A 13,803-nucleotide genomic window follows, 5' to 3' on the forward strand; every position below is an offset into this window, starting at 1 on the left:
GCATCTCTCCGGGGCTGAATTAGCAGGACAGAAAGTAGGAGCTGTACCTAAAGGGTATCTCTATTTTGCCATTGCATTTTCATTGGCGGTAGAGTTTTTAAATATGAAAATGCGGAAAAAAAGCAACTAAAACACATTCTTTTTTACAGAGAAATTCGTAACTTTAATAGAACATTAAAAAATTTAATTATGAAAAAATTTGTACTATGTTTTTTTGCAGTTCTTGGCTTTTCAAGCCTACAGGCGCAGGAAGTAAAATCTGAAATTGAAATTGTTGATACTGTGAGAACAGTGGTGATGACAATTAATGCGGATCGTTTTAACGATCTGAAAGATTTTGACTGGAGAGGTAATCTTACATCTGTATTTAAAGATGTACCGGATAATGCTGTTATTGGTATCAGAATTAATATTGGTGATAAGCAATTAACAGACGATTCTTCAACATTGGCCAATAAAATGTCATTGTACCAACAAGACTATGCAAAAAACAAAGAAACATTGTTGAGAATGTGGTAAGAATGGTACAGTCTTTTGTAGATGATGACCAAAAAGGACACAACATGTCAAATTAATACCGAAAAATAAATATCTTTACAGAAAGTAGTCTTCTTTAAAGACTACTTTTTTTAGCTCTAATTGTCAAGGAATTATGTCAGAAAGAATAAGAGAGAAATTAAAAATACTTGCCGATGCGGCAAAATATGATGTTTCCTGCTCATCAAGCGGAAGCAACCGAAAAAATACTAAAGACGGTGTTGGAGATACCGGTGCAGGAATTTGTCATACCTATACTGAGGATGGCAGATGCGTTTCTCTGCTTAAAATACTTTTGACCAATGTATGCATTTTTGACTGTGCTTTTTGTGTTTCACGCAGAAGTAATGATGTACAAAGAGCAGCTTTTACAGTAGATGAAGTTGTAGAATTAACCATGAACTTTTATCGCAGAAATTATATAGAAGGTTTATTTTTAAGTTCCGGTATTTTTAAAAATGCAGATTATACTATGGAGCGTATGGTAAGGATTGCTAAAAAGCTTCGTCTTGAGCAGCGCTACAATGGGTATATCCATTTAAAAACAATTCCCGGAGCAAGTGAAGAACTGATAAAAGAAGCCGGTCTGTATGCTGACAGAATGAGCATTAATTTAGAAATGCCTACTGAAACAGGCCTGAAGCTGCTCGCACCGGAAAAATCACATGAAGAAGTAAAAAGAGATTTAGGTGTAGTCAGAGATAACCTTGTAAAATTTAATAACGAACGCAGTATCATAAAAGCACACCCAAATTTGTTCCTGCAGGTCAGAGTACACAAATGGTAATCGGAGCTTCAGATGAATCCGATAAAGACATCATGTATACTGCCCGTAATTATTACAAAGAATTTCAACTCAAAAGGGTTTATTACTCCGGATACATCCCGATATCAGAAGATAGCCGTATGCCTGTTATCGGTACACAGCCACCATTATTACGTGAAAACAGGCTGTATCAGACAGATTGGCTCATGCGCTTTTACGGTTTGAAGTTCAGGAAATCCTAAATGATGAAAATCCGAATCTCGACATACAGGTAGATCCCAAACTGAGCTGGGCATTACGAAATCCGCAGTATTTTCCTGTAGATATTAATACCGCTGATTATAAAATGATTTTAAGAATTCCAGGAATCGGCGTTAAATCAGCTAAGAAGATAGTTCAGGCACGCCAATTTGGAAGAATACATGAATATCAACTCAAAAATTTAGGAGTAGCCTTTAACCGGGCAAAATATTTTATGCGCTGTTCTGACAGCAGGTTTCAGCTAAACGATCCGGAGCCTATGTATATTAAAAAAAGGATTCTTGAAAAAAGCCAGTCCAAATACCTGAAAAATAATCCTGATCAGTTAAGCCTTTTATTTTAATGAAGATTTACGTTTTTGACGGAAGTTTTACAGGTCTTATGTGCTGTATTTTTGAACGGTTTGAAATGAAAGACTCACAAGTAGAAATTGTATCTTCAATCTATCATCAACCGTCTGCTTTTGATGAAAGCAGTACTATTTTTTCAGATGAAGAAAAAGCAAAGCGGGTTTTAAAAGGCTTAAACAAACAATTGAACAAAACATTCATAAATAGCTTATACAAAGCGTACTTATCTGAAAAACCTGTGGCTTTTCAACACATTTTCAATGCGGCTGTTTATGCTTTTACAGCCAAAACCGATATCTCTGGAGACTATGGAAATTTTGATGTTATGGGCGTTTCAAAAATTGCTAAAAATGTATCGCGTGAGAAACATCGGATGGAAGCTTTTATCCGTTTTAAAAAAGCCCAAAACGGACTATTTTATACTGTTATAAAACCTGATTTTAATGTACTCCCTCTAATTCAGCATCATTTTAAAAACCGTTATGCAGATCAGCAATGGCTTATATATGACGAACAAAGAAAATACGGAATCTTTTATGACGGTATTCAGGTACATGAAATTGAGCTTATGCCACAGGAGATCAACAGTCTTCTACCAGCATTGGAAGTAGCTGATGAAAAAGAATCCCTTTTTGATCAACTCTGGAAAGATTATTTTAAAAGTACCAATATTACAGAACGTAAAAAACATGAAATTGCACATCCAACATGTACCAAAACGGTATTGGAAATATTTAAATGAAAAACAATAACTCAACGGTTTATATAGCGATCCGTAATAAAATCAATATCCTTTATAGATTTTCGTGCCCAGTCTATTCTTTTTTCAATTTTTTCCTCTTCTGATAATTGCCATGCAATATCTGAACGTCTCAAACGATTTGTAAGATCCTGAATGATGATAGCAGCTGACACTGATATATTAAGACTTTCCGTAAATCCTACCATCGGAATTTTTATAAAAGTATCTGCCTGCTTCATAATATCTTCTGATAACCCTAAGCGTTCCGTTCCAAAAAACAAAGCAGAAGGTTTGGTAATATCAAAATCTTCTAAAAAATGTGCATCGGTATGAGGAGTTGTAGCTACAATCTGATAGCCTTTTTTTCTTAGTTCATCTACACAGGACTGATTAGAATTATACCTGTGAATATCTACCATTTCTCAGCTCCTAATGCAATCTCTTTATCAATTGTTTTTCCATATTTTTGTTCAATCACATGTAATTCCTGTATTCCGAAGACCTCACAACTGCGCATCACAGCGCTGGTATTGTGCAACTGAAAGATATCTTCTACTGCAATGGTAAAATGTTTGGTTCTGTTTTGCAAAACCTGTAAGAAATTATTTTTACGATTCTCGGTAAGAATATTTTCCAAATAATTCAAATAATTAATATCTTTAAAAAGATGGGAAGGTATATTAGGATTCATGTAAGGCGTAATTATTATTATGCAAAGATACTATTACTTACAAAAAAAGAAAAATAATGAAAAAATTGGTTGTGTTGTCCGGTGCCGGCATAAGTGCAGAAAGCGGTATTAAAACATTCAGAGATTCAGACGGATTATGGGAAGGACATGATATAACAGAAGTTGCCACTCCTGAGGGTTTTGCGAGAAACCCGAAGCTTGTATTAGATTTTTATAACTTACGGAGAAAACAGTTACAGGAAGTCCAACCTAATACTGCTCACCATATTTTAAAGAAGCTTGAAGAGAATTTTGATGTAGTAATCATTACGCAGAATGTAGATGATTTACATGAAAGAAGTGGCAGTTCAAAAGTTATTCATCTGCATGGAGAACTACTGAAAGCAAAAAGCAGTGGGAATGAATCGTATGAAGTGGAATGGTCTTCTGACATTACACTTCAGCATACCTGTCCTGATAATCACCAGATGCGTCCCGCAATTGTATGGTTTGGCGAAGCGGTTCCTAAGATAGAAAATGCCATTACAGAACTTAAAAATGCTGATTATGTATTGGTAATTGGCACTTCACTACAGGTGTATCCGGCTGCCGGACTTATTGACTATGCTCCGGATCATGCAACTAAATTTTATATTGATAAAAATCCTTCTAAAGAAGCAGTCCATTTCAAAAATCTTAGTGTTATTGCAAAAAGTGCTTCTGAAGGTCTGCGCATCTTATATCCCATATTGCTTTCTGAAAAAGATAATACAAAGTAAGTTTATAATTCTAAAAATAAAGCAGGATAATCAGTGGTAATATAGTCAATTGTCTGTTGCTGGAATGCTTGAAACACCAAAGGATCATTTAGTGTCCAGGTATTTGTAATCAGTTCCAATTGCCTACTCTTTTCAAGCCAGTCCGGGTGTTCCAAAAATCTTGTAAAATGGTAGTCAACACCGTCCAAGCCACTTGCTTTTATTTCTTCAGGAGTCTTATCTCCATTTAGGTATGATATTTTAAAGTGTGGCAATTCTTTTTTTAGTTGAATTGCTGTATACCAGTCAAATGTAATAAAAGAGAATAAAAATGGTTGTTGGTAATCTTTCATTAATGCTGAAAGTGCCATTACAAATCGTTTTTTATCAGCAGAAGTACAAATTTCAGGAATCTTAAGTTCTATAATGAGATGGGTTTGTAAATGGTGTTTTATGAGTTCTAAAAATTCTGATAATAACGGTAAAACGGAAAGACTTATTGAAGATTTCTGTTTCAGCTCACTGTAGGTAGCTGATATAATAGGCATATCAAAAAAATCATCATCATGATGTACCACGAGTATACTGTCTTTTGTGATATGTACATCACACTCTACTCCATAACAATGAAGTGCCATAGCTTTTTGCAAAGCTGCTATTGAGTTCTGCGGAAGGTTAAACTCTTTCCATGCTCCGCGGTGTGCAATAATATTGTTGGTACTATTTTCATCTAAACCGATTGATGTCACTACACACATATAGAAAAACACTTTTTATTCTTCCTTTTCAGGTAGTGGCTTTTTCACAGGTTCTTCTTTCTTTTTCTCATGAACAGCACAAGAACTTTCCGGATCATTTCGCATTTCATCTATAATACTGTGCTTCCACAATTTTGTTCCCGTAAAATAGGCCACACGTCCGATAAGAAAACCGGCTACAGGTGAAGTAAGAAACAAAAAGAAAACAATGGCAAGTGCTTTGGTGGTTACTGAAAATTCAGAAAAATGCAACGCAGCTGCAGCCAGTATACAACCTATACCCATAGTTGCTGCTTTTATCGTTACAGATAAACGGGCATAAAAATCAGGCATTCTGTAAATTCCATACGATGCAATTAATATAAAAAGAGCACCTATTGTACTCAGAGCCATTATAAAAATATCAGTCATCATTTTTTCTTCTGTATATATAATATGAGAAAGCTACGGTACTCAGAAAGGCAATAAGCGCAAGGATCATCGCCACATCTAAAAAGATAGCATTGCTGGTAATAATACTGAATAAACCAATAAATCCTACCCTACCGTAATCAATAAATCAAGTGCCACTACACGGTCTACTACCTGAGGACCTTTGAGAAATCGTATAAATATAAAAGCCAGTGATAGACAGATAATAGGCATTACTACATAAATCAAATATTCTTCTACTGTCATCTTATCGCAATATTTCTAATAATTTAGTTTCTGTTCTTTCTTTAAGTCTTTTGATAAATTTTTCTTTGTCTCTCAGATACATTCCATGGATATAAATGCATTTTTTGTCTTTAGAAATATCAATGACCAAAGTTCCGGGCGTCAGAGCAATCATGTTCGCCAGCATGGTAATCTCAAAATCGGTTTGTGCATCCATTTCATATTTGATAATACCCGGTTTCATGTCAAATTTTGGTGTTAAAACATCCATAGCTACTTCAAAGTTAGCTTTGAGCATATCGTAAAAAAAATACAAAATAAAAGATATGATTTTCGGTACTCTGAAAAAATAATCTTTATCCTGTTTTGAAGTTCTCTTGAGCATCCATAAAATCAAGAATCCTAAGATGAACCCAAATATAAAATTGACATAATTAAGTTGCCCAGTAAGGGCTACCCATACAAATGTCAATAATAAATTTAGTAAAAAATACTGTATCATAAGTTTCTTATTTGTTGGTTCCTAAAACCGCATTAATATAAACAGTCGGATTCATCATTTCATGGGCAGCTCGGTTAGACACTTCCATTATAGCATTGGCATTTAATCCGATAAAAAGAGAAACACCGGCCAGTGCTACAATTGGCAGCACTAAAGCAATTTTTCCGCTCAGAGAAAAAGGTGCAAAATGATCGATCTCTTCTGTCAACGGTTTAGGAGAATCTTTCCAGAAAATTTCTGCCCACAATCTCGCAATCACATATAAAGTTACAAAACTTGCAAAGATAAGAGCGCCTAACATAATAAATTGTCCGTCTTTAAATGCTTCCTGAAAAAGAAGTATTTTAGGCCAGAATCCTGACAAAGGCGGTATACCCACCAGAGAAAACAACACAATGGCAATCACAAATGAGAGTTTGGGATAGTCTTTATACAATCCACCCAAACGCTGCATATCTACTGTTTCTCTTATTTTGAAAAGAACGCCTGTAATCATAAATACATTACTCTTTACAATTACATCATGAATGAGATAGAATACCACTCCTGCAAAAGCCAGCTCTGTATATAATCCTAATCCGGCAATAAGATAACCAATATGGCACACTATAAGATATGACAAAATACGTCTGATATTTCTTTTATTGATGGTTCCCAAAGCTCCAGTAAACATCGTAAGAATAGCAATTACAGAAAAAAGTACAAGAGTGAAATAATCGGGTTGAAAAATTACCGTAAATACTCTGAATAACGCATATACCCCCATTTTAGTCAACAATCCTCCAAAAATTGCCGCGATAGCAGACGGCGGTGTGTGATAAGAAGACGGCAGCCAGAAGTACAATGGAAACACAGATGACTTAATCCCGAATCCTACAAAAAAGAGTAATGAAGTTACTGTTACCAGTCCTCTGTTTTCTATAGCAGCAACTTTTCCGGCAAGATCTGCAATATTCAAACTTCCCGTAATACCATATAAAATTCCTATAGCAGTAAGAAAAATAACCGATGCCAACATATTCATTGTGACATATTTGATCGCTCCTTCCATTTGCATCTTCTTCCCTCCTACAGTTAGTAAAATAAAAGAAGAAATAATAACTACTTCAAACCATACATAAAGGTTAAAAATATCACCTGTGAGAAATGAACCCAACAATCCCATAATAAGGAAATGATAAATAAAGAAATAGCCAAATTTTATTCTGCTGACATTAATACCTGCCGTTGAATAAATACCTACTCCAAGAGAGACGATCGCTGTTAGAAGAACCATAACGGCACTAAGAGTATCGGAAACAAAAGTAATGCCGAATGGCGCCTGCCAGTTTCCTACCTGTAGAACCAAATGGCCATGCTCCATAGTGAGATTGAAAAGACGTATGCACATTAAAAAAGCTACACTGTTTCCAATTATACTTATGACTTTTTGCGCCTGTACCCGTTGCCAGAAAAACAGCAGCATAATTGCCGTAAGCATGTGCATCAAAATTGGAGCAAGTATAAAATTTGTTGTCATATATCTAAATCTTGGATGTTTAGCGAATCCAGATCATCAGACCCGGTAGTACTGTAAACTTTATTTAATAAAACAATCGCAAAGGCTGTCAATGCAAAACTGATGACAATAGCCGTTAATATTAAAGCCTGAGGTACAGGATCTGCATACACATCCAAAAACTCAGTCTGATTGGCGTCAATAATCGGCGCTTTTCCTTTGGTGAGTCCTCCCATCAGAAAAATGAGTATGTTGGCTCCGTTTCCTAACAGTAATAATCCCAAAAGCAATTTTACCATACTTCTTCTAAACATCATGTATATTCCTGATGAATAGAGTACTCCTACTAATATTACTAATAATAATTCCATTATATTTTTCTATTACACATTTTCTGATATGGTAAACAAAATTGTCAAAACCACACCAATTACGACTAAATACACTCCTAAATCAAATATCAGGGCTGTACCAAACGCTCCGATTACCACTACAGAATCTGCAAACCAAACACCAGTCATGAAAGGATCTCCAAAGAGAGTAGGTAAATAACCGCTGCAAAATGCTAATAACAAGCCGAGCGGAATGAGAAACATAGGCGGAAATTTAAATAAAGCAATTGTACGACGGGTGTTGTAAGCAAACGAATGAAGTACAAAAGCAATAGAAGCAATAAGTCCGCCAACAAATCCTCCTCCGGATAAGTAATGGCCTCTTAATAAAACAAATATTGAAAACAAAATTAATAAAGGCAATAAATAGTTTGTTGCCGTTCTCAATATGGTTGAGTCTATATTTCTATGCGTATTATTCTGTTTTTTCTCCATCTTTAGTTTTATATTTTAAAATACTGTAAACTCCAATGGCAGCTATAGACAATACAATAGTTTCAATCAGTGTATCGAAACCACGGAAATCTACCAAAATTACATTTACTACATTCTTCCCTTTTGCGAGTGTGTATGCACTGTCTGCATAAAATTTACTCACCTCTTTATCAGATGGATATACAAGTGCCTGTAAAGTAATTAATGAAATAAGAATTCCAAAAATTGTAGCAATGATAGCATCACGGATTTGTATTTTTCGGTTGCTGAATTTCAAAAAGGATGGTAATCGAAACAATACGAGTACAAATAAAACTACTGTCAATGTATCAATAGCAAATTGCGTCATTGCTAAATCCGGCGCTCCATAAAATACAAAAATCAAACAGATTGAATATCCCACCACACCCAGTGCTGCAATGGCGGTTAATCTGGAAGAGGTGTATGTGATAAAAAATATCGCCACAATAATCATTATAGGTTCTCTTCAGCACCACATGCCCTCTGGGATCTTTAAACTCTTCGCTGGTGTTGTTGCGCCCGTCCTGCGCTTTCCAGTTTTCATTGCGCACAATGGTTTTGGTCAGGCTTGCCGCCGGATAATAGCCGTCTTGACTGATGCTGTTTTTATAAATTCCCTCCGAAAAAGTCGTTGTCACACGGTAGCGTCTGACTTCATCGGGTCTGTTCAGATCGTATTGCATACGCAGGGTGTTGCGCTGGTCTGCGGAAATAGCACCGTCATAGTCTTCCAGACTCCAGTCTCTGCCCGGAAATCCGGTTTCGACTATGCGCTGGCGGGGAGAAACCTCTAGACGGTTTTCCGCATACGGATTCGGAGTGTATTCGTATTTATCGGTATTGTAAAAGTTCTGCGTCTGATTTTTTGCCTCTTCTACATAGTTAGAATGGTAGGTGATAAGCGTACCGCCACCGATCTGGTTTTGCGTCACCGTTTTTCCCGCACTGGTAAAAGGCAGGTATTCTTTGATCTGACCGATGTTTTTTTCGTATTCGATATGCGTGACGATGTTTTTATTATCATCGGGAGACTGGTTTTGCTGTATCTGCTGAATCGGACGTCCAAGTCCGTCATAATACGTTGTGGTAACAAAATTCTCCGGAGTATTGAATATGGGAGAACCCGGATTTAAACCGTTTTTGTAAACGGTTTCGCGTACATAGTTATGGGTACCGTTTTGTGCGTATAACCCTGCACCTGACAGTGCTGTAAATAATATAAAGAAATACCGTAGCATAGCAGATTAGTTTTTATAGTTGTATTGATAGCGTTGGGTTACCAGTCCTTCGTGGTTCACTACCTGATAGAGTCGGTTAAAGGCATCGTACTGGTAGCGTTCTTCTCTGCCTGCGGCATCGGTGATGCTGGCAATACCCACCATAGGGCGGTAGGTGTAAGTGGTTACCATCGCCTCCGGGAACAGCGTTCTGAGATTGTTCAGTGCGTTTTTCAGATTGGTTTCGTTATACGTGGTCGCCGTCTGATTGCTGTAATTGCCAATGTTGATACGGCTGCCCAAATAAACCGTATTATTGGAGTAGTATAAAGAAGCCTCTACATTGACCAGTTTGGCCACAATACGGCTGCTGTTATATCCATACACTAAAGTTACCGGCAAGCCTGCTGCATCTATATAGCCCGTGAGCAAACCAGCCGTATAGTGTGTGTTTTCAACTCCGATTTTTTCAGGAGCAACTTCCGGCGTTCCAAACTGGGTTTTGAGCAGGTTGGCAGCGGTGTCATAGCTATACAATGTACGTTCCCGCATCACATCATTGATCAACTGTTGTTGCGAGGTTGTCACAATAGTATTGTTGATCTGATTGTATTTCATATTCACCTGTTGGCTGCGCGCCAATAACGGTTCTTCCGTACTGGTATATTCCACCTGACGCAGCTCATCGTCATAGCGTGTTCTGCTAATGCTTTGAATGGCATCATCTCCGTTTTCATATTGACGGGTACGGGTAACAACCGATCGGATATGAGGTTTGATGTCCGTATCGTCTACATAGCCATTGATCGCCGGTTTGCCATATTCATATTCATAATCGCTTTCGGATAGAAGCTCTCCCGATGCAGAGAAGACCGCAGAGCGTTTCAGGTCTGTTCGTTTCAGTTTCACAAATGAAGCCGGAATATCATAATACAAACTGGTTTTTCCGATACCGCGCACCTCTACATCAACCCGGTCATAAACCAGATTGTTGGGTGCTGCATCAAAATAACTATAATAACTAAGACTCACATGTCCGGAGCTGCTGTTAGGTGTACTGCCCGGATAGGTAAAATTGATGAGCTTTTCTGCTGTGTTGGCACCCGAAGGTGTGTCTAAAATGTTTTTAGCCACATTGTCTTTAAAATAGGCCATTTGCGCAATACGCATACCCGTCTCATAACGGAATGCATAATACGTATCGCTATAGCGGAATTTATACGCTCCCAGATAATACGGTGAGGCTCCTGCTCCGGTGTACCGTAAAGTATATTGGTTGTTGGGTGCTGCGGGTAATACGATATTCGAAAGTGCTCCCTTACAGGCCATTTCAAAAGAGGCACTTCCGGAAGGTGCTTTGACTGCATTTATCAACAGATCAGAAGCCGCCAGGGTGGTTCCTTTGTAGAACTGTAAAACATTGCCCGGATATTTGTTTATAAGAAAAATCTTGTCTCCGGCATTGGCGGTAAACTGAAAGGTTTGGCCATTTACCTGAGTCAAAGCAATGGGCTCATAAACATGGTTGTCAGAGTTAAACATTTTAAATTCATTTTCCTGCCAGTTGAGTCCTTTGGAAAAAGTATGCGGTTCAAATTTATAGACCACCGATCCTCCCGTCGGATATTTGATTTTCTGAAGGGTATAATAATCGGTTTTATACGTACTGGGGTGTACATAATCTCTGCAACCATAATAGCCGCTTAAAAAGCCAAAGCCATCGATGATGAACCCCGACGATGCGTTATCTTTATATTCTATAGCGGTATCCAGGCTTTTTTGCTGTGTATTGTCATATTCTTTAATGCCTTTGAGCAGCTTTTTGTAAAAGCGCTTATTGGCAGGGATATCCGTCTCTGGTTTAATGATGTGCAGATTGCTGATATTGGCCGTCTGATAATCAAAGGCGATCTTTTTGATGAGATTGCCCTGCAGGTCTTTTATTTCCATGGCATTCGTAAAAGAATTAACCAGTGCACCGGGATTGCTTGCTGCCAGTGTATTGCTAAAAGAAAGGGTTCCCTGTCCGTGGATACGGATATTTTTTACATACAGTTTGGTATAGCCTTTTACTAATCCCAGACCGTTCATCCAACGGTTCTCCCGATCCGGTATGGTTACAGACAGTTGTTCGTATTCATAAGAGACCAGCAGATTGTTATGACGGTCATAAATTTCAGAAATCTCCAGGTTTTTCCAGTAACGGAAACCGTTGGCATGCATCTTACCCGATATCAAATGCCCCGCAGGAAATACCTTCGTTCCGGTATGACCGTTGCCGGGATGCAATACATGACCCGTCGCTATTTCAAAATTACAATTCTCATACAGCGTTGCCGGTTCTGTAAGATAGGTTTGCTCATAAGATTCATTATGGCTGATGTTAGATTGTGCTGCAAAACGGTAGCGGTAACCGTTTTTTATCATAAATGGAAATGGCCGTAATTAAAGCTCCCCAGTCCGGTTGTTCGATCTCTATTTTTTACAAAATCAGAGGATTCATACACCTCTGCTTTGAGTTGATTGTTTTGATTATAAAGAATAAATTTACCGCTGAGTCCCAGAAATGAAAAGGTATACAGATCACGGTTGTCGCGATAGCTCGCTCCGGGATTGTTATAGTAATAGTTTTCATCAGGAACATCATAATTCTTTTTAAGGGTTTCTGTCGTATATTGTATGATAATCTGATTCCCTCCACAGTTGCTTCCTGTTGTTTTGGTTGAATAGGTGTACGATCTGTCTGTAATTTCGCGACTGATGGTACCGATAGCATTTAAGTTCCAGGCATCGCCAAACTGACTGCCGATATAAAAGGTGTTGGTATTACCCATCATGTCGTATGCCAGTGCAACGGGCATTTCAAAACCACGCGTGGCTATTTTATAAAGCGGCAGCTGCACATCAACACCTCCCGTTGCTTCTGTCTGGGGAAATTCATACAAATCTACCATAGAGGTAAAGGTATATTTATTAGGCGCCTCCTGAGCCCGAAGCAATACCGTAGAAAAGAATAATAGAAGTAGTAAGCAGTTCTGTTTCATGTTGTTTTATTTTTTGATGACTTTAACCGAACGGTTGATGACATTGGTTTTGATGTTGATGATGTAAACTCCCTGAGGATATCCGCTCAGATCTACTGCAATCATGTCGTATTGCAAAGGTGCCGTATGCAGTATCTTGCCACTCAGATCCGATAAGATCATCTGCCCTTCTTCGTATTCATGGTTGATCACCACGTTGGTAAACCCTTCGGTTGGGTTCGGAAAGGCTTCGATCTGTATCTCCGGGGTTTTTGTTTTTTCTTTGGTGTTGAGCTTTACAATCCAGTAGTCGTTTCTGCCCTGATAGCCCTTTTTAAGCGCAGAGGTTTTCCCCGTGGAGTTTCCTGCAAAGACATAACCGCCATCGCGTGTGATGATCGCTTTGCGCAGTAGATCGTCTCCGTCTGTAGAGAGTTCTTTTTCCCAGATCTTTTCGCCCTGGGCATTGATATGGATCGAAACATAGCTCTTTTTATGGGTTTTGGGATGTATCGTATAGCCCGAAAGCAACAGGTTTTGATCACTGTCTAATAGTACGGAGGTCAGTACATCATCGCCTTTAAAGTCATAGGTTTTCTGATCTGTCGGCTGCATTTTCGCATCGAGTTGTACCGTCCAGAAATCGTTTTGTGTTTCTGCCGATACAGTTTTAGTACCGCTGCTTTCGGAACTGCTCGTTCCTGCCAAAAGATAACCGTTGTCTACAGGCAGCAGATCGGTCAGAAAATCGTCTGCCGTTCCGCCATAGTTGTGTTGCTGCAACAGGTTGCCGTTGTGATCCAGGGTCAACAGCCAGATATCATAACCACCGTTGGTGTCCACGGCTTTGTTGGCGCCGATCGGGGAGTTGGATTGTGCACCGATGATAAAACCGTCTTTTGTCGGTACTATGGTTTTGACTTCATCATTATAGATACCGCCAAAGGTTTTTTCCCAAAGCAGCTTGCCTTTTTTGTCCAGTCGCAGTATCCATAAATCGAGTCCGCCGAGGTGGTGCTGGCTTTTTTCTCCGGATACCGGGGAGTTGGTGTTGGCTCCGATGATATAACCACCGTCTGACAGGCGTTTGATCGTGACCAGTCGGTCATCTCCCGAGCCTCCAAGGGTCTTTTGCCATTCTTCTGCTCCGGCTGCATTAATCTTTATGAGCCACAGGTCGTTTTTACCACGGGAAGCTTCTGTTTTATGGCGTCTT

Annotated in this window: 14 protein-coding genes and 4 pseudogenes; 5 read left to right on the forward strand and 13 right to left on the reverse strand. The window is 38.5% G+C overall.

Annotated features, from left to right (window positions below; all coding sequences use genetic code 11):
- From QW060_RS17610 to QW060_RS17625, 4 genes and pseudogenes are all read left to right on the forward strand, one after another.
- Positions 1 to 130, forward strand: a pseudogene (locus tag QW060_RS17610) (TerC family protein); the annotation flags it as partial.
- Positions 131 to 189: 59 nt separating this feature from the next.
- Complete coding sequence (locus tag QW060_RS17615) at positions 190 to 519, forward strand: hypothetical protein (RefSeq protein ID WP_290364837.1); 330 nt, start codon at positions 190 to 192, stop codon at positions 517 to 519.
- 133 nt (positions 520 to 652) lie between these two features.
- Positions 653 to 1,907 (forward strand): annotated as a pseudogene (locus QW060_RS17620) (putative DNA modification/repair radical SAM protein).
- A complete protein-coding gene (locus QW060_RS17625; RefSeq protein WP_290364838.1) occupies positions 1,907 to 2,656 on the forward strand; it encodes a TIGR03915 family putative DNA repair protein in 750 nt (249 codons plus the stop codon). Before QW060_RS17620 ends, QW060_RS17625 begins: the two are co-directional and overlap by 1 nt.
- Before the next feature lie 11 nt (positions 2,657 to 2,667).
- Here QW060_RS17625 and QW060_RS17630 read toward each other — a convergent pair.
- Positions 2,668 to 3,347: pseudogene (locus QW060_RS17630) on the reverse strand (TrmH family RNA methyltransferase).
- Positions 3,348 to 3,403: 56 nt separating this feature from the next.
- On the opposite strand from QW060_RS17630, the gene QW060_RS17635 reads away from it, so the two are divergent.
- Positions 3,404 to 4,105, forward strand: a complete 702-nt coding sequence (locus tag QW060_RS17635; protein ID WP_290363111.1) for an SIR2 family NAD-dependent protein deacylase — start codon at positions 3,404 to 3,406, stop codon at positions 4,103 to 4,105.
- Positions 4,106 to 4,107: 2 nt separating this feature from the next.
- Here the strand turns inward: QW060_RS17635 and QW060_RS17640 are convergent, their stop codons facing one another.
- The 12 genes and pseudogenes from QW060_RS17640 to QW060_RS17695 all read right to left on the reverse strand — a co-directional run.
- On the reverse strand, positions 4,108 to 4,842 hold the full coding sequence (locus QW060_RS17640) for a glycerophosphodiester phosphodiesterase (RefSeq protein WP_290363112.1): 735 nt from the start codon (positions 4,840 to 4,842) through the stop codon (positions 4,108 to 4,110).
- 15 nt (positions 4,843 to 4,857) lie between these two features.
- Positions 4,858 to 5,253 (reverse strand): monovalent cation/H(+) antiporter subunit G, encoded by a 396-nt coding sequence (gene mnhG, locus QW060_RS17645; protein ID WP_317623183.1) that lies wholly within the window; start codon positions 5,251 to 5,253, stop codon positions 4,858 to 4,860.
- Positions 5,246 to 5,520 (reverse strand): annotated as a pseudogene (locus tag QW060_RS17650) (cation:proton antiporter). The gene mnhG and the pseudogene QW060_RS17650 overlap by 8 nt, the downstream one beginning before the upstream one ends.
- 1 nt (position 5,521) lies before the next feature.
- The gene (locus QW060_RS17655; protein ID WP_290363115.1) at positions 5,522 to 6,001 is read right to left on the reverse strand and encodes a Na+/H+ antiporter subunit E; all 480 of its coding nucleotides are present in this window, start codon (positions 5,999 to 6,001) and stop codon (positions 5,522 to 5,524) included.
- A gap of 7 nt (positions 6,002 to 6,008) precedes the next feature.
- A complete protein-coding gene (locus tag QW060_RS17660; protein ID WP_290363116.1) occupies positions 6,009 to 7,520 on the reverse strand; it encodes a proton-conducting transporter transmembrane domain-containing protein in 1,512 nt (503 codons plus the stop codon).
- Positions 7,517 to 7,870 (reverse strand): Na+/H+ antiporter subunit C, encoded by a 354-nt coding sequence (locus QW060_RS17665; RefSeq protein WP_290363117.1) that lies wholly within the window; start codon positions 7,868 to 7,870, stop codon positions 7,517 to 7,519. The genes QW060_RS17660 and QW060_RS17665 overlap by 4 nt, the downstream gene beginning before the upstream one ends.
- A 12-nt stretch (positions 7,871 to 7,882) precedes the next feature.
- A complete protein-coding gene (locus QW060_RS17670) occupies positions 7,883 to 8,326 on the reverse strand; it encodes a Na+/H+ antiporter subunit B (RefSeq protein WP_290363118.1) in 444 nt (147 codons plus the stop codon).
- Positions 8,307 to 8,747 carry a hydrogen gas-evolving membrane-bound hydrogenase subunit E gene (gene mbhE, locus QW060_RS17675; RefSeq protein WP_290364843.1) on the reverse strand — a complete coding sequence of 147 codons (441 nt, stop codon included), beginning with the start codon at positions 8,745 to 8,747 and terminating at the stop codon, positions 8,307 to 8,309. Before mbhE ends, QW060_RS17670 begins: the two co-directional genes overlap by 20 nt.
- A complete protein-coding gene (locus QW060_RS17680) occupies positions 8,656 to 9,585 on the reverse strand; it encodes a DUF6443 domain-containing protein (protein ID WP_290364839.1) in 930 nt (309 codons plus the stop codon). Before QW060_RS17680 ends, mbhE begins: the two co-directional genes overlap by 92 nt.
- Positions 9,586 to 9,591: 6 nt before the next feature.
- On the reverse strand, positions 9,592 to 11,991 hold the full coding sequence (locus tag QW060_RS17685; RefSeq protein WP_290364840.1) for an RHS repeat domain-containing protein: 2,400 nt from the start codon (positions 11,989 to 11,991) through the stop codon (positions 9,592 to 9,594).
- A complete protein-coding gene (locus tag QW060_RS17690; protein ID WP_290364841.1) occupies positions 11,988 to 12,608 on the reverse strand; it encodes a hypothetical protein in 621 nt (206 codons plus the stop codon). Before QW060_RS17690 ends, QW060_RS17685 begins: the two co-directional genes overlap by 4 nt.
- A 6-nt stretch (positions 12,609 to 12,614) precedes the next feature.
- Positions 12,615 to 13,803: T9SS type A sorting domain-containing protein (locus QW060_RS17695; RefSeq protein ID WP_290364842.1), on the reverse strand; the 1,189-nt coding region annotated here is incomplete at its 5' end.

The sequence above is a fragment of the Paenimyroides ceti genome (assembly GCF_030409925.1).

Excerpts from the sequence above, each read along its gene's own strand:
- QW060_RS17615 (WP_290364837.1), top strand. The coding sequence starts at position 190 with ATGAAAAAATTTGTACTATGTTTTTTTGCAGTTCTTGGCTTTTCAAGC.
- QW060_RS17625 (WP_290364838.1), top strand. The coding sequence starts at position 1,907 with ATGAAGATTTACGTTTTTGACGGAAGTTTTACAGGTCTTATGTGCTGT.
- QW060_RS17635 (WP_290363111.1), top strand. The coding sequence starts at position 3,404 with ATGAAAAAATTGGTTGTGTTGTCCGGTGCCGGCATAAGTGCAGAAAGC.
- QW060_RS17640 (WP_290363112.1), bottom strand. The coding sequence starts at position 4,842 with ATGTGTGTAGTGACATCAATCGGTTTAGATGAAAATAGTACCAACAAT.
- mnhG (WP_317623183.1), bottom strand. The coding sequence starts at position 5,253 with ATGACTGATATTTTTATAATGGCTCTGAGTACAATAGGTGCTCTTTTT.
- QW060_RS17655 (WP_290363115.1), bottom strand. The coding sequence starts at position 6,001 with ATGATACAGTATTTTTTACTAAATTTATTATTGACATTTGTATGGGTA.
- QW060_RS17660 (WP_290363116.1), bottom strand. The coding sequence starts at position 7,520 with ATGACAACAAATTTTATACTTGCTCCAATTTTGATGCACATGCTTACG.
- QW060_RS17665 (WP_290363117.1), bottom strand. The coding sequence starts at position 7,870 with ATGGAATTATTATTAGTAATATTAGTAGGAGTACTCTATTCATCAGGA.
- QW060_RS17670 (WP_290363118.1), bottom strand. The coding sequence starts at position 8,326 with ATGGAGAAAAAACAGAATAATACGCATAGAAATATAGACTCAACCATA.
- QW060_RS17680 (WP_290364839.1), bottom strand. The coding sequence starts at position 9,585 with ATGCTACGGTATTTCTTTATATTATTTACAGCACTGTCAGGTGCAGGG.
- QW060_RS17685 (WP_290364840.1), bottom strand. The coding sequence starts at position 11,991 with ATGATAAAAAACGGTTACCGCTACCGTTTTGCAGCACAATCTAACATC.
- QW060_RS17690 (WP_290364841.1), bottom strand. The coding sequence starts at position 12,608 with ATGAAACAGAACTGCTTACTACTTCTATTATTCTTTTCTACGGTATTG.